At 66.0% G+C, this 21,422-nt stretch carries 17 protein-coding genes; 4 read left to right on the forward strand and 13 right to left on the reverse strand.

Annotation, left to right across the window (positions count from 1 at the left end; translation table 11 throughout):
• Window positions 1–5 precede the first annotated feature (5 nt).
• Window positions 6–1,469 carry a DUF3482 domain-containing protein gene (locus LSQ66_RS04465; protein ID WP_231768601.1) on the forward strand — a complete coding sequence of 488 codons (1,464 nt, stop codon included), beginning with the start codon at window positions 6–8 and terminating at the stop codon, window positions 1,467–1,469.
• On the opposite strand, the gene LSQ66_RS04470 is transcribed toward LSQ66_RS04465, so the two are convergent.
• Window positions 1,470–2,219, reverse strand: a complete 750-nt coding sequence (locus tag LSQ66_RS04470; RefSeq protein ID WP_231768602.1) for an SDR family oxidoreductase — start codon at window positions 2,217–2,219, stop codon at window positions 1,470–1,472.
• Between the two features lie 114 nt (window positions 2,220–2,333).
• Here LSQ66_RS04470 and LSQ66_RS04475 point away from each other — a divergent pair, with 114 nt between their 5' ends.
• Window positions 2,334–3,257 (forward strand): LysR family transcriptional regulator, encoded by a 924-nt coding sequence (locus LSQ66_RS04475; RefSeq protein ID WP_231768603.1) that lies wholly within the window; start codon window positions 2,334–2,336, stop codon window positions 3,255–3,257.
• A gap of 111 nt (window positions 3,258–3,368) precedes the next feature.
• Window positions 3,369–4,307 (forward strand): exopolyphosphatase, encoded by a 939-nt coding sequence (locus LSQ66_RS04480; RefSeq protein ID WP_231768604.1) that lies wholly within the window; start codon window positions 3,369–3,371, stop codon window positions 4,305–4,307.
• 3 nt (window positions 4,308–4,310) lie between these two features.
• On the opposite strand, the gene LSQ66_RS04485 is transcribed toward LSQ66_RS04480, so the two are convergent.
• The 3 genes from LSQ66_RS04485 to LSQ66_RS04495 form a co-directional block, all read right to left on the reverse strand.
• A complete protein-coding gene (locus tag LSQ66_RS04485) occupies window positions 4,311–5,714 on the reverse strand; it encodes a hypothetical protein (RefSeq protein WP_231768605.1) in 1,404 nt (467 codons plus the stop codon).
• An 88-nt stretch (window positions 5,715–5,802) separates the two neighbouring features.
• Window positions 5,803–7,071, reverse strand: a complete 1,269-nt coding sequence (locus LSQ66_RS04490; RefSeq protein WP_231768606.1) for a nitronate monooxygenase — start codon at window positions 7,069–7,071, stop codon at window positions 5,803–5,805.
• 15 nt (window positions 7,072–7,086) lie between these two features.
• Window positions 7,087–7,572 carry a YajQ family cyclic di-GMP-binding protein gene (locus tag LSQ66_RS04495; protein ID WP_231768607.1) on the reverse strand — a complete coding sequence of 162 codons (486 nt, stop codon included), beginning with the start codon at window positions 7,570–7,572 and terminating at the stop codon, window positions 7,087–7,089.
• Between the two features lie 108 nt (window positions 7,573–7,680).
• Between LSQ66_RS04495 and murB the strand changes: the two genes are divergently transcribed.
• Window positions 7,681–8,709: a UDP-N-acetylmuramate dehydrogenase gene (gene murB, locus LSQ66_RS04500; RefSeq protein WP_231768608.1), complete on the forward strand. Its 1,029-nt coding sequence runs from the start codon at window positions 7,681–7,683 to the stop codon at window positions 8,707–8,709.
• Here murB and cheB read toward each other — a convergent pair.
• The 9 genes from cheB to LSQ66_RS04545 all read right to left on the reverse strand — a co-directional run bounded on the left by cheB (window position 8,702) and on the right by LSQ66_RS04545 (window position 21,419).
• Complete coding sequence (cheB, locus tag LSQ66_RS04505) at window positions 8,702–9,730, reverse strand: chemotaxis-specific protein-glutamate methyltransferase CheB (RefSeq protein WP_231768609.1); 1,029 nt, start codon at window positions 9,728–9,730, stop codon at window positions 8,702–8,704. The genes murB and cheB overlap by 8 nt on opposite strands.
• Window positions 9,727–12,012, reverse strand: a complete 2,286-nt coding sequence (locus LSQ66_RS04510) for a hybrid sensor histidine kinase/response regulator (RefSeq protein ID WP_231768610.1) — start codon at window positions 12,010–12,012, stop codon at window positions 9,727–9,729. Before LSQ66_RS04510 ends, cheB begins: the two co-directional genes overlap by 4 nt.
• Entirely contained in the window at window positions 12,009–12,689 is a 681-nt protein-coding gene (locus LSQ66_RS04515) for a chemotaxis protein CheW (protein ID WP_231768611.1), read from the reverse strand. The genes LSQ66_RS04510 and LSQ66_RS04515 overlap by 4 nt, the downstream gene beginning before the upstream one ends.
• A gap of 14 nt (window positions 12,690–12,703) precedes the next feature.
• The gene (locus LSQ66_RS04520) at window positions 12,704–13,936 is read right to left on the reverse strand and encodes a CheR family methyltransferase (protein WP_231768612.1); all 1,233 of its coding nucleotides are present in this window, start codon (window positions 13,934–13,936) and stop codon (window positions 12,704–12,706) included.
• Window positions 13,933–14,391, reverse strand: coding sequence for a chemotaxis protein CheW (locus tag LSQ66_RS04525; RefSeq protein WP_231768613.1), 459 nt, complete (start codon window positions 14,389–14,391; stop codon window positions 13,933–13,935). The genes LSQ66_RS04520 and LSQ66_RS04525 overlap by 4 nt, the downstream gene beginning before the upstream one ends.
• A gap of 7 nt (window positions 14,392–14,398) precedes the next feature.
• Window positions 14,399–16,213 carry a methyl-accepting chemotaxis protein gene (locus LSQ66_RS04530; protein ID WP_231768614.1) on the reverse strand — a complete coding sequence of 605 codons (1,815 nt, stop codon included), beginning with the start codon at window positions 16,211–16,213 and terminating at the stop codon, window positions 14,399–14,401.
• 134 nt (window positions 16,214–16,347) lie between these two features.
• Window positions 16,348–17,580, reverse strand: coding sequence for an argininosuccinate synthase (locus LSQ66_RS04535; protein ID WP_231768615.1), 1,233 nt, complete (start codon window positions 17,578–17,580; stop codon window positions 16,348–16,350).
• Between the two features lie 24 nt (window positions 17,581–17,604).
• Complete coding sequence (gene argF / locus LSQ66_RS04540) at window positions 17,605–18,534, reverse strand: ornithine carbamoyltransferase (RefSeq protein ID WP_231768616.1); 930 nt, start codon at window positions 18,532–18,534, stop codon at window positions 17,605–17,607.
• A gap of 56 nt (window positions 18,535–18,590) precedes the next feature.
• Window positions 18,591–21,419, reverse strand: coding sequence for an ATP-binding protein (locus LSQ66_RS04545; protein WP_231768617.1), 2,829 nt, complete (start codon window positions 21,417–21,419; stop codon window positions 18,591–18,593).
• Window positions 21,420–21,422: the final 3 nt, after the last annotated feature.

Raw genomic sequence — 21,422 nt, forward strand, 5'->3', positions numbered from 1 at the left:
GTGCGATGAACCAGTCCATCAACCTCGCGCTCATCTCCCACACCAATAACGGCAAGACCACACTGGCGCGCACGCTGCTCGGCGCCGACGTCGGCGAGGTGCGCGACGCAGCGCACGTGACCGCGCTTGCCGAAGCCCACACCCTGCTCAGCACCGAACATGGCGATGCCATGCTGCTGTGGGATACGCCCGGCTTCGGCGATTCCGTGCGGCTCATGAAGCGGCTGGCCATGTCGAACAATCCCATTGGCTGGTTCCTGCGTGAAGTGCTGGACCGCTACCGCGACCGGCCTTTCTGGCTCAGCCAGCAGGCCTTGCGCGCCGCGCGCGATGCGGCGGACGTGGTGCTCTATCTCGTGAACTCCGCCGAAGCGCCCGAGGATGCCGGCTACCTGCCTTCAGAGATGAAGATCCTGGAATGGCTGGGCAAGCCCGTGATCGTGCTGCTGAACCAGATGGGACCTCCGCGTCCCGCACCGGATGAGATGGCGGAGCAGAACCGCTGGAAGCAGTATCTGCGCCAATACGGCGTGGTGCGCGACGTGCTGCCGCTGGACGCCTTCGCACGGTGCTGGGTGCACGAGCAGGTGTTCTACGATGCCGTTGGCGCTGTGCTGCCCGAAGCGAAACGCGAAGCGTATGCGCGCCTGTTTGCGCAGTGGGAGTTGAACAACGCCCAGCGCTTCCGCCAGTCCATGTCGCTGCTGGCGCAGCAGCTGCTGGAAGCGGCGCGCGACCGGCAGGTGGTGGAAGTGCAGGAAAGCGGCATGCTGTCTTCGGCCCTCAAGCTGGTGGGCATAGGCAGGGATGAGGAACGCAAGCGCCAGGAGCGGGCGATGAATACGCTGGTCGCACGCCTGAATCTCGCTATCGGCCAGGCGACCGTGGGACTGCTCACGCTGCACCGGCTCGATGCGAGCGAGGCGCCCAAGATCAATGCGCGCGTGAGCAAGAATTTCGTGGTCAGGGCGCCCGTGGAGAAAGGGCAGGCTGCGCTGCTGGGCGCCATTGTGTCCGGCGCGGCTACCGGCCTCTCGGCCGACCTGGCGGCGGGCGGGCTTACGCTGGGCTCGGGCGCACTGCTTGGCGGCGTGATCGGCGCGCTGACCTTTGCGGGCGCCGCCTGGGGCTTCAATGCCAGCACGGACCGCAAGCATCCATCCATCTCTTTGTCCGACGAGTTCCTGCGAACGCTGCTGGTGTCGAATGTGCTGCGCTACCTGGCCGTGGCGCATTTCGGCCGCGGCCGGGGCAACTTTGTCGAGAGCGAGGCCCCGGCTTTCTGGCAGGACGAAGTGGAACAGGCCGTGGCCCTGCGCGAAGCGGAAGTGGAGCAGCTCTGGCAGGGCCTGCGCGGCCAGGAGAATGGCGACATCAAGCAGGCCGACACCCTCATCACGGGCATCACCCGCACTGTGCTGGCCCGCCTTTATCCCGGCAGCAGGCTCGCAGGCACGGGCGGACCCTGATCAGGCGGCAAAGCCGCCGTCGATATTCAGGCTGGCGCCCGTCACGAAGCCTGCTTCTTCGCTGGCGAGGTAGGTCACCATGCCCGCGATCTCTTCACCCTTGGCGTAGCGCGGCAGGGCCATCATGCCGTACAGCGTTTTCGCGAAATCGGTGTGGTCCGGATTCATGTCCGTATCCACGGGGCCCGGCTGCACGTTGTTCACGGTGATGCCGCGCGGGCCAAGGTCCCGCGCCAGGCCCTGCACCAGGCCTTTCAGGGCGGACTTGCTCATGGCGTAGGCCGCACCGCCAGCGAAAGGCATGCGTTCGGCGTTGGTGCTGCCGATATTGATCACACGGCCGCCCGTCTTCATATGCGCCACCGCCGCCTTGGTGGCAACGAATACTGCGCGCACATTCACGGCCACGGTCTGGTCGAAGTCTTCGAGCGAGAGCTGGGAGACATCGCCCAGGCGCAGCACGCCCGCGTTGTTCACGAGGATGTCGATGGCGCCGAACTCTTTGGCCGCATCGTCGATGGCGGTGGTGACGGCCGCCGCATCCGCGGCGTCGGCGCGTACGGCGATGGCGCGTCCACCCGCAGCCTCGATTTCGCGCACCAGGGCATAGGCCGTGTCGGCGGAATTCTGGTAGCTGAAGGCCACCGTCGCGCCGTCGCTGGCGAGGCGGCGGACGATGGCCGCGCCGATGCCGCGCGAGCCGCCGGTGACGAAAGCGGTCTTGCCTTGAAGTTTGCTGGAGCTGTTCATGATGTTTCCTTTCGGTGAATTGGACTGTAATGAATCCAGTATGGCCGCTGCATTACATCGAAACTAGCCACCAATTCGGGTAATCAATTTCAACTATTGGTATAAAATAAGAATATGGAACCGCTCAGCCACCTCGACTCCTTCATCTTCAGCGCGGAAGGCGGCAGCTTTTCGGTCGCGGCGCGCCGGCTCGGCCTCACCCCCGCAGCCGTCAGCAAGAACGTGGCCCGGCTTGAAGCCAGCCTCGGTGTGCGCCTCTTCCAGCGCAGCACGCGCAGCCTCACGCTGACCGAAGCGGGCGAGCGTTTCCTGCGCCAGGCGGAGGCGCCATTCGCGGAGCTGCAGGCCGCGGTGGCGGACGTGTCGCGCGAAGGAGGGCGGCCTTCGGGCACGCTGAAGGTGAGCATGGCGCTGGCGTTTGGGCGGCATCACATCGTGCCGCTGCTGGGCGAGTTCCTGGCGCGCTACCCGGACGTGGTGCCCGACTGGCACTTCGACAACCGCCAGGTCGACCTGATCGCCGAGGGCTTCGACGCCGCCATCGGCGGCGGCATCGAACTGACGCCGGGCGTGATTGCGCGGGAGCTGTCGCCCATTGCCGTGCTGGTGGTCGCGTCGCCTGCGTATATGGCGGGACGCGCGATGCCGGAGCACCCCTCGGACCTGGCCCATCTCGATGGCATTGCGCGGCGCTCGCGCAGCTCCGGGCGGCTGCGCAGCTGGACGCTGCGGCACCGGAACGGGGAGGAGGCCGAGGCGGACTTCCGCCCTGTCGCCATCTTCGACGATCCGGAAGCGATGGCCGATGCGGCGGCGCTGGGCCTGGGCGTCAGCCTCATACCCGCGCCGCACGCCGCACCCTACATCGCCAGCGGGCGCCTGCTGCGCCTTCTGCCAGAATGGTGCGGCGAAGCGGGGCCGCTATCAATCTACTACTCAAGCAAGAAGCTCCTGCCAGCGAAGACGCGCGTCTTTGTCGATTTCGTTGTCGAGCAGTTCCGGCTCGCCGATTTCGCGCGCCGCATCGGGCATCCCTGAGGCAGCGCGGCGACACTTTCAGACAATATCAAGGAACAAATTCTGTTGTCGGAAGGGTATTGCGCGGTATGATGGGGGCCTCAATGTTTTTCCTCATTCGTAAGGTGCTCCATGTCCTCTGATGCAAAGAAGTTCCGTCTTGTTACCCGCAGCGATTTCGATGGCCTGGTCTGCGCGGTGCTGCTGAAGCACCTCGACATGATCGACGACATCCTGTTTGTCCACCCGAAGGACATGCAGGACGGGAAGGTCGCCATTACGGACCGCGACATCACGACCAACCTGCCTTATGTCGCCGCCGCCCACCTGGCTTTCGACCACCACCTGTCCGAGACCATCCGCAATACGGGTGAGCGCAAGAACCACATCATCCATCCGGATGCGCCGTCCGCCGCGCGCGTGGTGTACGACTATTACGGTGGCCTGAAGGCCTTCCCGAAATCGTGGGACGACATGATGGCGGCAGTGGACAAGGGCGACTCGGCCCAGTTCAACCGCGAGGAAGTGCTGAACCCGCAAGGCTGGGACCTGCTGAACTTCCTGATGGATGCGCGCACGGGCCTGGGCCGCTTCCGCGAGTTCCGCATCTCGAACTACAACCTGATGATGGACCTGATCGATTACTGCCGTAATCACACGATCGAAGAAATCATGGCCCTGCCGGACGTGAAGGAGCGCAAGGACTTGTACTTCGAGCACGCCGAGAAGTGCAAGGAACAGATCCAGCGCTGCTCCACCATCCACAAGAACCTGGTGGTGCTGGACCTGCGCAAGGAAGAGGTGATCTTCGCCGGTAACCGCTTCATCATCTATGCGATGTTCCCGGAAACGAATATCTCCATCCACGTGCTGTGGGGCCTGAAAAACCAGAACACCGTTTTCGCCACCGGCAAATCGATCCTGAACCGCACGTCGAAGACCAATATCGGCGCGCTGATGCTGGAATACGGCGGCGGCGGCCACGAGAACGCAGGCACCTGCCAGGTGGACAACGAGCGCGCCGAGGAAGTGCTGGAAGCGCTGATCCAGCGCATTACCACCGAAGGCTGATTCTTACAGCCTGCCTTCCCGCAGATAGCCGTCCGCAAAGATGGCTGCGGGATTGCCGTCGCCCGAGTGCGTGCCGGGGCCGTTCACCAGGCCTCCGGCGAGCCAGCCGCCGTTCAGCGCGGCCAGCGAGCGCACCTGGTTCTGGCGCGGCCCCGCCGTAAAGCCCAGGCGCTGCTGCAGCGCGCCCTGGGCGTCGAGCACCGCGAGCAGCGGCTGCGACTCCTCCGAAATGCTCGCCCCGCCGGGGTTCTGCACATAGCCCGTTGTGCCGGAGGCGAGGATGCGCCCATCGGCCAGCGGCATGAGGTCGAAGATGATGTCGCAGCGGTCCACGTCGATCACCTGCGTGGCGGGCGCCTTGCCCGGCTTGAGCAGCGATACAAATGCATCCCAGCCTGCGCCGTTCGCCGGGCGCGAGGTCATCTGGCGCCCGGCGACGGCGATGGTATCGCCCAGCCAGCGCACGGTATGGATTTCCGGCCGCACGCTCATGGGAGCGATACGGGCGCCGAGACGTACGCCTGCGCTGTCGATCTCCGTCACGAACAGCCCGTAAAGCATATCCCGTGGCACCTCTTCCTTGAAATAAGCGGCGTGGGCTTCCGCCAGGCCGCTCATGTCGTTCTGCACCGCGACGGCGATGCGGCCTGCGACGCTCACGTCCACGCTCACGTGGGCGGGATTGACCAGGGAATTGAAGGGATCGAAACCGCCGCCGATAATGGCGCGCGCGCCGAGCATCGCGCCTGGCTCGACCAGGGTGCGCCAGCGCTGCGAGAAGCCGCCGTCGCCGTGGGCGAGGCGGTAGGCGACGACGGCATCCATGCCCGTGCGCAGCACCAGTACCGCATCCTCGCCCAGCGGCGCGAGGCGGGCCGCATCGCGAGTGAGATAGGGCAGAAGCGAAGTGCGGCTGCGGATGTAGATCGGGTCGTCCATGAAGGGATCGCTGGGCGAAGCCGGATCGGTGAAATCCTGCTCGCGCAGCAGCTTGCCGGTGGCGTCGAAGCGCAGCAGCTTCACCGCGTGGTCCGTGCCCAGCACCGCAGTCACTTCGCGCGAGGGGTGCTGGGTGAAGTCCAGGAGGGACCAGCCCTGCGGCGGCAGGTAGGTGAGGGGATCGCTGCCTGCGCGGGGGAACAGCAGGCGGCGGTCGGGCTGGTTGGCGCCCAGCACCGTTTGGGTTTCGGCCATGGCTACCCAGGCGCCGCCCTCGGCGCGCACCTTGACGACTGCGACGCCGCCGGTGGCAAGCTGGATGGGTTTCTGGGGCTCCTGCTGCTGGCCGCCCTGGGAATGGCCGCCGCCGGCGGCCGATCCGCCGCCGCATGCAACAAGAAGAGACAAGGAGAACGCGGCCAGCGCCGGAAGGAGCTGGCCTTTGAAGGGCCTTGCAGGGGTCATCATGAACCTTGAATGGTGATGGAGACTCACACCATTCTAGGCAGCGCAACCCCGCAGAAATATCCCGACTTTGTAAGACTTTGTCGGGATTTTATGCTGCCGCTTCTTCCTTCGGCGGCAGGGCGATCTGGTTGTCCGTGCTGAACTGATAGTCCTTGAAGACGTGTTCCGCCGTCAGCAGCTGGTAGTCGCCGTTGGCCAGGCGGTGGGTGGTGTCCTTCAGGCGGTAGGTATAGTGGCCGCAGGTCCAGCAGTTGAAGTTGCGCATGTGCGTGCACAGGCAGGTCTTGTCCATGACCTTGATGCCCTTGTCGCTGCCGCCGTTGGCCATCACTTCGCGGTTGTAGGAGTTGATGTAGGCGCAGTTCCCCGTGGCGTCCAGCAGGTAGCCGTAGGATTCGCAGCCCGGACGGGTGTTCGCGCCGATGGCCGGGGTGGACTTCAGCATGCGCATCGGGTAGCCGGTGGGGGATACGCCGTTGACGATAATGTCCTCTTCCGAAGCCTTCACGTATTCCTGCTTGACCTTGTCCGGCAGGCCGCATTCCTTGGTGATGGTGAAGCGGGTCGCCACCTGCACGCCTGCCGCGCCCATTTCGAGGAAGGAGACCGCATCGCTGCCCGTGAACACGCCGCCTGCGGCGATCACGGGCACGTCCAGGTTCTCGGCCTTCAGGTAGTCCAGCACCTCGCGGGTGATGGTGTGCAGGTCGTAGTCCTGCCAGTCGTCCAGGCCGAAGCCCAGGTGGCCGCCGGCCAGCGGGCCTTCGACGATCACGTAGTCCGGCAGGCGGTCCAGCTTCTGGTTCTTGCGCAGGAAGATCTGCAGCGCGCGCACGGAGGACACGATGATGCCCAGCTTGGCCTCGCGGAAGCGCGGATGGTCGGCCATGAGGCTGAAGGAATTGAAGTGCAGGCCGGCCGACAGGGTGATGCCGTCGATGCCCGCGTCCAGCGCCGCGTTCAGGCGTACGCGCAGGGTTTCGCGCGGGCCGTTCATGGTCAGCTTCTCCATGCAGTTCACGAAGATCAGGCCGGGGCCCTTCTTGGCGGCCATGGTCTTGCCGATGTGATTGCGCTGCGCTTCGGCCAGGCGGTTCAGGTCGAACTGCACCACCGACTTGTCCATGTTGTTGATGTTGTACTTGTAGAGCTTCGTCTTGTCCTTGACGAAGGTGGTGTCGAAGCGGCGGTCGGAGACATCCTCCACCATCGCGTCCGAAATATGGCCGATGCCGCCCAGGCGGGCCGCTTCCAGCGCCAGTTCCGCCGTGGAGATATCCACGCCCATCCCGCCGATCATGATTGGCACATACTCTTTATCGCCAAACTTCAGGCGGAAATCATCAACACGTTTCATTGCTATCCTTAGAACTCAGTCGCGGAAGTTGTTGAACTCCAGCGGGGTATCCGGCACTTCCTTGCGCAGCAGGGCCATGGCCGCCTGCAGGTCGTCCCGCTTCGCGCCCGAAACGCGCACGGATTCGCCCTGGATGCTGGCCTGCACCTTCATTTTGCTTTCCTTGATGATCTTGGTGATCTTCTTGGCGGTTTCGGTCTCGATGCCGTTCTTGACCTTGATGACCTGCTTCACCTTGTCGCCGCCAATCTTCTCGACCTTGCCCTCGTCCAGGAAGCGCACGTCCACCTTGCGCTTGGCCAGCTTGTTGGTCAGCACATCCTTGACCTGGCTGAGCTGGAATTCGGAATCGGCGAAGGCGGTGAGATCGTTTTCTTTCTGCTCGACGCGCGCATCGCTCCCCTTGAAATCGAAGCGGGTGCTGATTTCCTTGTTGGACTGGTCGACGGCGTTGCGCACCTCGATCATGTCGGCTTCGGAGACTACGTCAAACGATGGCATAAGCGGGTTTCCTTTCAAAGATGCGACATTTTAACGGACAAAGAGGCGAACGCTCGGTCGTTTTTGGCCCTTTCCCTCTATAATCGAGCAAAAAAGTCCGGTTTCCCCATGCACTCGACACTTCCGATCCAGCACGATTTCTCCCTGCGCCAGCTGAACACTTTCGGCATCGACGCCCGCGCCAGGGCCTACCTGCGCGTCACCAGCGCCGCCCAGCTGCGCGCCGCCCTGGCCGACCCCGCGCTGGCCGCCATGCCGCGCCTGGTGCTGGGCGGCGGCAGCAACCTGCTGCTGACCGGCGATTTCGCAGGCCTGGTGCTGCACATCGCCATCGAGGGCAGGGAAGTGCTGCCGGGCGATGCGGAGCATGTGCACGTGCGGGCGGCGGCGGGCGAAAACTGGCACGCCTTCGTGCAATGGACGCTGGAGCAGGGTTTCGGGGGGCTGGAAAACCTCTCCCTGATTCCCGGCACCGTGGGTGCGGCGCCCATCCAGAATATCGGGGCTTATGGCCTGGAGATCAAGGACCGCTTCCTCAGCCTCAGCGCATTCGACCCGGCCACCGGCCAGATCGTGGCCATGCGGGGCGGCGATTGCCGCTTCGCCTACCGCGACAGCATTTTCAAGCAAGAGCCCGGGCGCGGCCTGATCGTCCTCGATGTCAGCTTCTCCCTGCCGCGAAACTGGCAGCCCAACCTGCGCTACGCCGAGCTGGCGTCGGCGGTGGCGGAGCAGGGCCTGGCCCAGCCTACGCCGCGCCAGGTGGCGGACACGGTCATCGCCATCCGCCGCCGCAAACTGCCCGATCCGGCGGAAGTGGGCAATGCGGGCAGCTTCTTCAAGAATCCCGTGGTGGATGCGGCGCACTGCGCGCGCCTGCTGGAGCAGTTTCCCGCCCTCGTGCACCACGTCCAGCCGGACGGCAGCGAAAAGCTGGCGGCGGGCTGGCTGATCGACCAGTGCGGATGGAAAGGGCGCAGCATGGGTGCGGCGGGCGTGTACCCGAAACAGGCGCTGGTGCTGGTGAACAATGGGGGCGCCACGGGCGCGGACGTGCAGCGGCTGGCGGCCGCCATCCAGGCCGACGTGGAGGCCCGCTTCGGCGTGCGGCTGGAGCCGGAGCCGGTGTTTATCTAGATCCGCCGGTGATATTGCGCAGGCAGTTGCCGATCTTATCGAGGGGCAGGATGGAGGCGGCGGCATCGATCTCCGCCGCGGCGCGCGGCATGCCGTAGACGGCGCTGCTGGCCTGGTCCTGGGCGATGGTGTGCTTGCCCGCCTGGCGCATGGCGAGCAGGCCCTCGGCGCCGTCGCGTCCCATCCCCGTCAGCAGCACACCAACGGCCTCGCCGTCCCAGTGCTGGGCGACGCAGCGGAAGAAGACATCGACTGACGGCCGGTAGGCGTAGTCCCGCGGATTGGGGTCATAGGACAGCTGCAGCTTCTCATCCAGTACGAGATGGTCATTGCTCTTGGCGACCAGCACCTCGCCGGGGGTGAGCATGTCCCCATGTTCGATGGCGCGCACGGGAATGGGCAGCTGCTCGCCCAGCCAGCGCGCGAAATGGCCCGCAAAATTGGCGTCGATATGCTGCACCACGACGATGGCGCAGCCGGGCGGCGGCTTCCAGCCGCTCAGTATGCGCACGATGGCCAGCGGCCCGCCGGTCGATGCGCCGATGGCCACAAGCGATTTCAGGCCGGCGATCTTCGGCTCGGGCTCGGGGCGTTCGCGTATGCGGGGCTGCATGGACTGGTTGCCGCCGCTGTGGCGTATGAGCTTGTCCATGGTCTTGATCTTGTGCAGCAGTTCGGCCGCGCCGTCGGCTTTTCCCGCCAGCATGGGCGTGGCCGTGACATCGAGTGCGCCGGCGCCCAGGGCGCGGAAGACCTGGTTCACGCTGTCCTGCGGACGGCCCGTCACCACCAGGATGGCGCAGGGCGATTCGTCCATGATGCGGCGGGTCGCCTCCACGCCGTCCAGCTCCGGCATGTTCAGGTCCATGAGCACCAGGTCGGGACGCTGCTCGGCGCAGAAGCGCACCGCTTCCAGACCGGTGCGCGCAATCCAGAGCACTTCGTGTTCCTGGGTGCTCGCCACGACGCGGCGCAGCGCCTCGGCTGCCATGGGCACGTCGTTGGCGATGCCGATCTTCATCGTGCCGCATCCCCGATCAGGTCTGCCACGGCGTCGAGCAGGGTCTCGTCGTGGAAGCTGCCCTTGGTGAGGTAGTAGTCCGCGCCCGCGGCAAGGCCGCGCGCCCTGTCCTCAGGGCGGTCCTTGTACGACACGATCATTACGGGCAGCTTGTGCAATTGCAGGTCCTTCTTGATCAGGGAAACCAGTTCGATGCCGTCCATGCGCGGCATGTCCACGTCGGTGATGACCAGGTCGTAGTCGCCGCTGCGCACCACGTTCCAGCCGTCGATGCCGTCGACAGCGATGTCGACCTCGAAGCCGCGGCCTACCAGCAGCTTGCGCTCCATTTCGCGCACCGTCAGCGAGTCGTCCACCACCAGGATACGTTTCATTCTACGCCGTCCCGCCAGATCGGTTCGCGCCATTTGCGCGAGGCCGCCTTCGTGCAGCAGTTTCTCGATGGAGAGCAGCAGGTCCGGCACATCAAGGATGAGCACTGCTTCGCCGTCGTCCAGCAGGGCGGCGGCGGAAATATCGCGCATCTTGCCGAAAATGGGGTCGATGGCCTGCACGGCCAGGCTCTGCTCGCAACGGATACGGTCCACCACCAGCGCATAGCGGCGCGCGCCGCTGCCGATCACGATGGCGGTGAGTTCCTCCTGCTCGGCCATATTCCCGAGCTCCAGTACCTGCGCGCCGGATACCAGCCCCACGTGCTCGCCCGCCAGCTCGAAGAACTGCTTGTTCTCCAGCGTGTGGATGGCGGCCTGGGGCACTAGCACCACGCGTTCCACTTTCACGATGGGGAAGGCATAGGCTTCGCCGCCAATGTCCGCCACCAGGGCGCGCACGATGGACTGCGTCAGCGGCAGCGTGATCGAGGTGCGGAAGCCCTTGCCCGGTTCGGACTCGATGTGCACCGTGCCGTTCTGCTGGCGCACGGCGTCATGCACGATATCGAGGCCCACGCCGCGGCCGGAGATTTCGGTGATGCCTTCCTTCAGGCTGAAGGCGGGCAGGAAGAGGAACTGGAGCAGCTCGGCTTCGGACATGGCGGCCGCCATCTGCTCGCTGGCCAGCTTGCGTTCGACCACGGTGCGGCGGATCTTTTCGGGATCGACGCCGCGCCCATCGTCCGCAATCTCGATATTGAGCATGCCCGCACGGTGGCGCGCTTCCATCACGATGCTGCCGGTGGCGGGCTTGCCCGCAGCGATTCTGTCGGCAGGGCTTTCCATGCCATGGTCGACCGCATTGCGCAGTATGTGGTTCAGGGAGCTTTCGATGCGGGTGAGGATATCGCGGTCCACCAGCGTATCCTCGCCCAGGATATCGAAGTGCACCTCCTTGCCCAGCGACCGGGCCAGGTCGCGCACCGTGCGCGGGAAGTGCTGCACGCCGTCGCGGAAGGGTCGCATGCGCAGGGCCAGCACCTCGTCCACCATATTCTGCGAAGAGGTGAGCTGGCGGCGCTCGAAGTTCTCCATGCTGCCGATGTGTTCCAGCATGAACTGCTTGAGCGGCTGGCTGCGCTGGAGGGCGAGCAGCGATTTCTCCTTCAGCGCAGGATCGTCGATGCGGGAGATGGCGTCATGCAGGTCCTCCAGCGCGGCGAAGAGGCTGGACTGATTGCGCTTGTGCCGCTGCAGCCCCTGTATCAGGGGATGAAGCTGGTGCGCGGCGATGCGCGCCTCGCTGGCCAGGGACAGCAGGCTGTCGAAGTTCTGGGCCGCCTTCATGGCGGGCTGGCCACCGCGCTGCGATGCCGCGGCTTCCGGCGGGATGGCGGCTTCCGCTTCCGGCGGCGCAGGCGCAGGGGCCGGTGCTTGCGGCGCGGGGGCAGGAACAGGCGGCGCGGCCACAGGGGCGGCAGCCAGCGGCTCCGGCAGGAAGGCGATGCCGCGCACCGCATCCATGGTCTGCCGGATCTGGGCGCCGTTCTGCGCCAGCCAGGCTTCGATGCCGGCCTCCCCGAGGCGGGCGCATTGCAGCAGCAGGTCCACGGCGGCCAACAGCACGTCCACGCGGTTGGGCGTGAGCTTCAGTTTCCCGTGCTGGGCGGCGATGAAGGCGTCCTCCATGCCGTGCGCCAGCTGCACGATGAGATCCAGTCCGACGATGGCGGCGGCGCCTTTGATGGAGTGCGCGGCGCGCATCATGGCTTCGATGGCGGCGGGATCGCTGCGCCGCTCCTGCGCCAGCAGGCCGTCCGTGAGGATCTGGGTCTGCGCCTCGGCCTCCATGCGGAACAGGTCGAGCATGGAGTACTGACTCAGGTCGCCTGGCTGGTCCTGGCTCATCGCAGCGTCCTCGCAAGTTGGTGGCCGACCAGGCCCGCGTCCAGGCAGCCGACCTGCATGTCCTCCTGGGCCAGCACGCCGCTCAGGTAGCGCAGCAGGCCCTTGTTGATCGTCGTCGGCGCCGCCTTCACGTCGGCCTCCGCATAGCGCACGATGCCGTACAGGTCCGCCGCGGGCAGGGCATAGGCCTGCCCATCCCATTGCACGAGCAGCAGGCGGGGGAAGGTGTGGCGGCCGCGGCGCGCCACGCCCTCCGCCTCGTCGATGCCGAACAGTTCGGCCAGGGCAACGCAGGGATAAAGCGTGCCGTTCACATTCACCACGCCGCGCAGCCCGCGCGCGGTGCGGTGGGGGATACGATGCGGCTGCGCCAGCGGCGCCACTTCCACGAAGACTTCCGTAGGCAGGGACAGCCATTCGCGGCCGATGCGGAACACCACGGCCGACCTGTCGCGCAGCGCATGCGAGGCTTCGGGTTCGCGGAAGTGGGCCGCCCAGTCGCGCAGGTACTCGGCGTTCACAGGCCGGTCAAGGTTGCGTTGCGCGGAACCTGCGTACACCTCGCAGTTGCGGCAGTGGACGTGCTGCGCCAGGAGCTCGCAGCTCTGGTCCCCCGCGATGCCGATGCGGCTCCAGCAGCCTGCCTGGTCTTCAGCTTGAAGTGGAATAGTGGACATGGTGGCCGGTGTCCTCAGTTAGCGGTCTGGCGCTGGTAGACGCGGGCGGCGCGCGCCTTGAGCGTGGCGGCAGCGTTGCGGTCGCCCTGCTGCTCGGTGAGCAGGGCGAGGTGGCAGAGCGCCTCGTAGTGGTCGGGCTGCAGGTAGATGCAGCGCTTGAGCTGGTCCCGCGCCTGCTCCGGCTCCCCGGCCGCTTCGCGCAGCAGGCCAAGGATGAAATAGGCCTCGTAGGCATCCGGCGCCTGCTGGAGGATGGCGCGGCAGGCGGCATCCGCTTCCTTGAGCCTGCCCTGGTCGGCAAGCTGGCGCGCATCGGCCAACAAGGCGTCCGTGCTGGGCGGGGCGGAAGCGGCGGGGGGCTTGCGAGCCGGGGGCGGCGCGGGGCGCCCGGTCCGGGCCACCGGTGCGGGGGCGGCGTGGGCCACGGGCGGGCGCGCGCGGCGGCGCGGTGGCGCTTCCACAGGGGCAGGCGGGGGCGGCACGGCGCGGTCCTTGCGCAGGGCGAAGGCCTGCTTGTAAGGCAGCGGCGAAAAGCCGTTCTGGGTGAAGGACGGCACTTCCGCATAGCCAGCCAGCAGCACGCCGTCGTCCGCCAGCATGGTATCCAGGCGGGCGATGGCCCGGGCCGTGGTCTCCTTGTCGAAGTAGATCAGCAGGTTGCGGCAGAAAATGATGTCGTAATGCCCCGGCGGCGCGATCTCGCCGCCCAGCAGATTTCCCTGGCGGAAGCGGACCCGCCGCCGCTCGATGTCGTTGATCCGGTATAGGTCTTCGCCCACCTGCGTGAAGTGGCGTCCGCGGAAGGCCGGGTCCTGGCTGCGGAAGGCATTGCGCCCATAAACGCCTTCCTCCGCGCGCGCAATGCATTCGGCGCTCAGGTCGATGGCGTCGATGGCGAAGCAGGGCAGGGGAATGGCGGCGTCGCAGAAGGCCATGGAAAGGGAATACGGCTCCTCGCCGCTGGCGCAGGGAATCGACAGTGCCCGCACCATGGAGGCGCCGGAGGCAAGCCGCTGCCGGGCAAATTCGGTGGCCAGCGCGAAGGCCTGCGGGTCCCGGAACAGCCAGGATTCCGGCACCACCACCAGCTCGACGAGAGCGCCCAGCTCCTCCTGGGTGAGCTGGGCGAGATAGGCCTTGCGGTCATTGGTTCCCGCCGCTTCCATGCGCTCCGCCACCGCGCGGTCCACCGTGGCGCGCGAAAGGTTCAGGCCCGTCGCCTCGCGCAGCGTGGAGAGGATGTTCATGGCGCCTCCGCCTCTCGCTGGAAGAGCAGGGCGCGCAGGGATTCCGGCAGCAGCCTTTCCACCTCCACCAGCTGCACCATGCCCCCGGCGTCGCCCGCCACGGGGCCGAGGAAGGGCGCGGCCTGCACGCCGCTTTCCGCCATGGCGCCGCTGTCGACTTCCTGCACTCCGAACACGCGCTCCGCAACCAGGCCCAATGCATGCACCGTGCCGTCCGGCGCCTTGTAGTCGACGAGCACGATGCGGGTATCGAAGTGGGGACGGGAGGCTGCCTCGCCGCTGATGCGCGACAGGTCGATCACGGGCACGGACTCGCCGTGCAGGTTCATGAGGCCCGCGACGGCGGGCGGCGCAAGCGGCAGGCCCTTGAGCTCCATGAGCGGCAGCACGCGCCGCACCACACCGAGCCGTAAGCCGTAGCGGTCGTCGCCGATGTGGAAGACCAGCAGTTTCATGATGCCCTTATACGTTCACCGCGAAAGTGGCGACGCTCGATTGCAGATCGCTCGCCGCATACTGCAGCTGGTGCACCGCTTCGCTGGTGGCCTTGAGCGATTCCACCGTCTGCTGGGTGGCGTCGTTCAGCTGCATCATGGTCTCGGTGATCTGCTGCGCGCCCACGGCCTGGGCCTGCATACCCTGCAGCACCACGTCGAACTGCGGGGCCAGCTTCTGCACCTGGTCCATCACGCCCGAGAGCTGGTCCGTCACCTGGCGTACCTCGCCCACGCTGCGGCGGATCTCTTCCGAGAATTTATCCATGCCCATGACGCTGGCCGACACGGCGGACTGCATCTCCTTCAGCATCTGTTCGATATCCCAGGTAGAGACCGAGGTCTGGTCGGCCAAGCGGCGGATCTCGGTGGCTACCACGGAGAAGCCGCGGCCCGCCTCGCCCGCCTTCTCGGCCTCGATGGCGGCGTTCAGGGACAGGATGTTGGTCTGGTCCGCCACCTTGGTGATGGTGGTCAGCACGCTGTTGATATTGCTGGCCTTCTCCGACAGGGCCGCCAGCTTGGCGTTGATCGAATCGGTGGCGCTCACCATGTTCTGCATGGTCTGGTCCATGCGGCGCAGGTTGTTCTGCGCGTCCGCCGTGGCGCTGGTGGTGTAATCCGCCACGGACGTGGCGTCCTCCATGGTCTTGAGCAGCTGGCTGGTATTGGAAGAAATCTCCTTGGTGGTGCTGAGCACCTCCACGCTGGTCTGGGCCTGCTCCACGCCGGTCGCTTCCTGCTGTTTGGCCGAGGCGGCGATTTCGGTCGCGGAGGTGGTGACCTGGATGCCCGCCTTCTGCACATTGGTCAGCAGGGCGCGCAGGTTGTCGAACATGCGGGCCAGCCCTTCGCCCAGCTGGCCGATGGCATCGTTGCCGCCGACCGTGACTTTGCCCGTCAGGTCGCCCGAGGCGGCACGCGATACCACGGTCAACAGCGAGTCCACCTTGGCACGCAGCTCATCGGTCTGCGCCCGTTCACGCTCCCGGCTTTCCTGGATGGTCTGCGCCATGCTGTTGAACTCCTCGGTGACGCGGCCCAGCTCATCGCCGGATATGACCGCGGCGCGCGCGCCCTGCTCGCCGCTCGCGAGACGGCCCAGGGCGCCCGTGAGGTTGCCCAGTGGCGTGGTGATGGCGCGTGTGAGCAGCACCACGATCACCAGGGAGAGCAGCACGCAGGCGGCGCCGCCTGCCGTCAGCAGGAGCCGCATGTCCTTCTGCAGCCCAGCTGTGGTGGCCGCCCGTTCGGCGAGCAGCTTGTTCTCCTCGGCCGCCGCATCGTCCAGCAGGCGGGCGATGGCGGTGATGGCCGGGCTGCCCTGCTGCAGCTGGGGATCGCGGCCGATGGCGTCTGCCGCACCCGCGGAGCTGCCCAGCTCCACCCGGTGCGCGATGCGCGGCTCGAGCACGTCCTTGACCCAGCTCCGGACCAGGGCCTCCATCCGTTCCAGGCGCGCTGCCTGGGCAGGATTGTCCGCCGTGAGCTTCTGCAGCGCGTCGATTGCGGGCTGAATGCCCGCAATCTCTTCGCGCGTGCGCGCGAGCCGGTCCGGCATGCCGGTGAGGTAGTAGGCGCGGGACTCGGCCTGGGCGGCCAGCAGGCTGTTGTTCACCTTGTCGATCGCCAGCAGCACCTGCATGGTGTGCTTGTCCCAGCCGTTGGCGGCGGACAGGCTGGTAAAGCTCTGGTAGGCGACCAGCAGCAGGATCAGGATGATGGCGAGGATGGCGCCAAAGGCCACATAGAGTTTGTTACGGATGCTCAGGTTGTTGATCATCGCATTCCTCAGCAGACGAGTTCGTATCGTTGCCAATGTAACATTTTGCCGCTCTGTAGGCGAGAGGCGCGCGCCAGCTGTTGTGAAATAAAAAAAGGCCGCCCGCAGGCGGCCTTTGCTTGCATCTTGCCAGCTTACTGGCCGCGCTTCAGGCGTGCGTTCGCCGCGATGCGCATGCGCAGGGCGTTCAGCTTGATGAAACCGCCCGCGTCGGCCTGGTTGTAGGCGCCGCCGTCTTCGTCGAAGGTGGCAATGGTCTGGTCGAACAGGGAGTCGGTCTTCGAGTCGCGCGACACCACGATCACGTTGCCCTTGTAGAGCTTTACGCGCACCCAGCCGTTCACGTTCTGCTGCGTGTGGTCGATCAGGGTCTGCAGGGCCACGCGCTCGGGGCTCCACCAGTAGCCGTTGTAGATCAGCGAAGCGTAGCGCGGCATCAGGTCGTCCTTCAGGTGGGCCACTTCGCGGTCCAGCGTGATGGATTCGATGGCGCGGTGGCCCTTCAGCATGATGGTACCGCCCGGCGTTTCATAGCAGCCGCGCGACTTCATGCCCACATAGCGGTTCTCCACCAGGTCCAGGCGGCCGATGCCGTGCTTGCCGCCCAGGCGGTTCAGCTCCGTCAGCACGGCGGCGGGCGACATGCGCTTGCCGTTCAGGGCCACGATGTCGCCCTTCTCGTATTCGATGTCCAGGTATTCCGCTTCGTCCGGCGCCGCTTCCGGGCTCACCGTCCAGCGCCACATCGATTCCTCGGCTTCCGCGCTCGGGTTTTCCAGGTGGCGGCCTTCGAAGGAGATATGCAGCAGGTTGGCGTCCATGGAGTAGGGCGCGCCGCCGTTCTTGTGCTTCATGTCGATGGCGATGCCCGCGTCTTCCGCGTACTTCAGCAGCTTCTCGCGCGAGAGCAGGTCCCATTCGCGCCAGGGGGCAATCACTTTCACGCCCGGCTTGAGCGCGTAGGCGCCCAGCTCGAAGCGCACCTGGTCGTTGCCTTTGCCGGTGGCGCCGTGGGAAATGGCGTCGGCGCCGGTCTGGTTGGCGATCTCGATCAGGCGCTTGGCGATCAGCGGACGAGCGATCGAGGTGCCCAGCAGGTATTCGCCTTCGTACACGGTATTGGCGCGGAACATGGGGAACACGAAGTCGCGCACGAATTCTTCGCGCACGTCGTCGATGAAGATGTTTTCCGGCTTGATGCCGAACTTCAGCGCCTTGGCGCGCGCCGGCTCCAGCTCCTCACCCTGGCCCAGGTCGGCCGTGAAGGTGACGATCTCGCATTGGTAGTTATCCTGCAGCCACTTCAGGATGACGGAGGTGTCCAGGCCGCCCGAGTAGGCGAGGACGACTTTCTTGATGTCGCTCATGGTGATTCTCGTTTCAGGTTGGGTTTATTTCGTGTCGATGCGGCCCAGCAGCAGATACTCGATCAGCGCCTTCTGGATATGCAGGCGGTTCTCCGCTTCATCCCATACCACCGATTGCGGGCCGTCGATCACTTCGGCCGACACTTCTTCGCCGCGGTGCGCGGGCAGGCAGTGCATGAACAGGGCGTCCGGGTGGGCGCGCGCCATCTTGGCGCTGTCCACGATCCAGCCGTCGAAGGCCTTCAGGCGGGCTGCGTTCTCCTGCTCGTAGCCCATGCTGGTCCAGACGTCCGTGTTGACGAGGTGTGCGCCCTCGCATGCATCCGACGGGTTGTCGAACAGGGTGAAGCGGTTGGTGCTGACGAGGCTCATGTCCATGTCGTAGCCCTTGGGCGTGGACACGTTGACGTGGAAGCCGAAAACTTCCGCCGCCTGCAGCCAGGAGTAAAGCATGTTGTTGGCATCGCCCACCCAGGCCACGATCTTGCCGCTGATGGAGCCGCGGTGCTCGTAGAAGGTGAAGATGTCGGCGAAGACCTGGCAGGGGTGGTGTTCGTTGGTCAGGCCGTTAATCACCGGCACGCGCGAATTTGCGGCGAAACGCTCGATGATGTCCTGGCCGAAGGTGCGCACCATGATGATGTCGCACATGCGGGACATGACCTGGCCCGCATCCTCCACCGGCTCGCCGCGTCCCAGCTGGCTGTCGCGGGTGTTCAGGTAGATGGCCGCGCCGCCCAGCTGGTGCATGCCTGCCTCGAAGGAGAGGCGGGTGCGGGTGGAGTTCTTCTCGAACACCATCACCAGCGTGCGGTCGATCAGCGGATGGTAAATTTCATAATTCTTGAACTTGCGCTTGATAACCTTGGCGCGCTCGATCACGTATTCGTATTCCTCCAGTGTGAAGTCGGAAAACTGGAGATAGTGCTTGATCGGTTTGGAAGTGGAAGACATATATACAACTTTCTGGCTTAGCAGATCATTATACATTGCTGTCATTCGCGCGCAGCCTAGCGGTAGATGGCGGCGTGCCTTGAAGGGTCCTGGGTCGGAGCGGTGGTGGGCAGGTCGAGCGTGAAGGTGGTGCCGCCCTTGCTGCTCACGACGCTGATCTGGCCCCCCAGCAGGGAAGTCACGATGTTGTAGCTGATGGAGAGGCCAAGGCCGCTGCCGCCCCGTCCCAGCCGGGTGGTGAAGAAGGGATCGAAGATGCGCGAGAGGTGTTCGGGTGCGATGCCGCTGCCGTCGTCGCTGAAGGCCACCAGTACCCTGCCTTCGATGTGCAGGTTCGCCGTCAGGCGCATGCGGCCGCCCTCGCGCCGTTCGAAGGCGTGCAGCAGGGCGTTGTTGATCAGGTTCGTCACCACCTGGCCGAAGGGACCGGGATAGCTGTCCAGCGACACGCCTTCGGGGATCTCATACTCGATGCGGTGGCCGGCGGCGCGGATGCGGTTCATCATCGTCGCCACGATTTCGTGCGCCACCTGGTGCAGGTCGAAGCGGCGGCGCTGCTCCGTGGTGCGGTCCACGGCCACCTGCTTGAAGCTGCTCACCAGGTCGGCCGCGCTGTGCAGGCCGCGCATCACCAGTTCGCTGGCCTTGCGGGTATCCGCGATGAAGGCCGCGAGATCGGAGCGCCGCAGGCCAGGGCCGTTCAGGCTTCGTTCCAGTTCGTTCGTCTTCTGCTCCATCGTGCTGGCGATCAGCAGGCTGTTGCCGATGGGCGTATTGAGTTCGTGCGCCACACCCGCCATCAGGGCGCCCAGCGCCGCCAGCTTCTCCTGCGAGACCAATTGCGACTGTGCTTCCTGCAGCTGCCGGTAGGCGCTGGCGTTGTCCAGCGCAATGGCGCCATAGGCGCACAGCGTGCGGAAGATGAGGCGTTCGCGTTCGCCGTAGGCGCCCGCATGCATGGCCTGCACCGTCATCACGCCCAGAACGCGCTCGCCCAGGAGCAGCGGCACGAAGAGGGCGCTCACACTGGGGCTGGTGCCCGGCGTGAGCAGCACGGCGCGTTCGAAGGCCGCATTGTCCACATAAACTTCGCGCCGCTCGCGCACGCAGCGCGCGCTCCATGCCTGGGGATGGTCCAGCGCCACGCTGTTCGGGGGTAGTGGCAAGCCTCCCTCCACGCCGAAGGCGCGGTTCAGGCGCTCGCCATCGATCAGGTAGACGGAGAAGGTATTGGCCGACAGGAGCTCGTGCACATGGCGGTTCAGCACCTGGTACACGGCTTCCGCGTCGAGATGGGTGGTGATTTCCTGGCCGATGGCGGACAGGCGCTGGAGCATGGCGCCAGACTGCGCCAGCACTTCCGCACGGCGCGCTTCGGCCATGGCCAGCTCGCGGTGGTGCTGGCCTTCCGCGCGCGCCTGTTCGGTCTTCTGGTGCACCTGCATGGCGATGGCGCGGCTGGTCGCCTCCTGGCTATGCGTCTTCTCCAGCGCCTTGCTGGCCGCCTGCGCCATTTCGTAGGCGAGCTTGTAGTCGCCAAGGCGCGCATATTCCGCCGCCAGTGTGTCGTACAGGTCGCCCGGCACGGTGTAGCCTTCGATGGTGCTCACCAGGTCCAGGGCGCGGTGCAGGTAGTGCAGGCTGGCGTTCGGCTCCGTCATGCCCTCCGGCCCGCGTAGCGGATGCATGCGGTGGATGAGAGCCAGCACGCGCAGCGCGGCGATGTGGTTATAGATATTGCGGTGGCTGAGCGAAAGCTCCACCGCCTGGTGCGCCATGGCCAGCGCTTCGGCGGCGCGGTCCAGGAAGCACAGGGCGTGGGCCTGGCCGCGCCGCGCCACCATCTGAAAATCGGCCTGGCGCAGGGCCTCGGCGCGCCCTGCAAGCTGCTGGAAGGCTTCGAAGGCGCCCGCGTAGTCCGCCCGCTCCAGGCAAAGGTCTCCCCGGTACTGCAGGGCGATACCGAAAACGCGCGCGTCGGCGAAGGGACGCAGGATGCCCAGGCCTTCGCGCAGCAGTTCGTCGGCCACGTCGAGGCGGCCCAGGCGGCGCATGGTGTCCGCCGTGTGCATCAGGCAGGCGCCGATATTGCGCGGCCAGCCGCTCCGGCGCGCCAGCTCCAGGCCGCGCTGCATCCATTCCAGGGCGGCGTGATGGTCGTTCAGGTGGCTGAATTTTTCGCCGGTGTTGGTGGCGGCAATGATGGCGGCGCGCAGCTGGCCCGTCTGCAAGGCGAATTCGTGCGACTGGATATACAGGCTGGCGGACTGGCCGAAATCGCTGGACTGGCTGGCCGCCATGGCGTGGAAGTCGTTGATCCAGCAGTTCAAGCCCGGCGGAACGGGACCGATATTGTCGAAGTGGTGCGCCCAGCGTTCGCGCGCGCTGTGCAGTTCGCGCAGCACGGCCCAGCGGGCAATCACGGCTTCCGCCGTCAGGGCGCGCACCTCGTCGCCGCCCTGGCGCGCTTCCGCCACGCACAGCGCCAGCGCGTGGTCGCGCTCCTCATGCAGGCCCCGGTCCACGCAGATCCAGGCGCGCAGCCAGTGCGCGTCCGCGCAGCCCGCATGGTCGCCCAGGCCCTGCAGCACCTCGAACGCTTCCATCGCGATGGTGGACGCTTCATCCAGTTCTCCCTCCAGCCAGCGGATCTCGGCCTGCGCGAGGTGCAGGCGGGCCGTCGTGGCGCTGCGCGCTTCCGGCTCCAGGCCCGCGTAGGGCAGCAAGGCCAGGGCCTCCTCGGCGAGGGCGGCGGCGCGTGCGCTGTCGCGCTGGCGCAGGTGCCAGGCGAGGGGAATGAGCGCAGGCAGCCGCGCGACACCGCGCAAGGGCAGCAGGGCCAGTTCCCACTCCGCGACGCCGTCGTCGGTTGCGAACATGTCCATGGC

The sequence above is a fragment of the Massilia endophytica genome (genome assembly GCF_021165955.1).
GTDB lineage: Bacteria > Pseudomonadota > Gammaproteobacteria > Burkholderiales > Burkholderiaceae_D > Rugamonas > Rugamonas endophytica.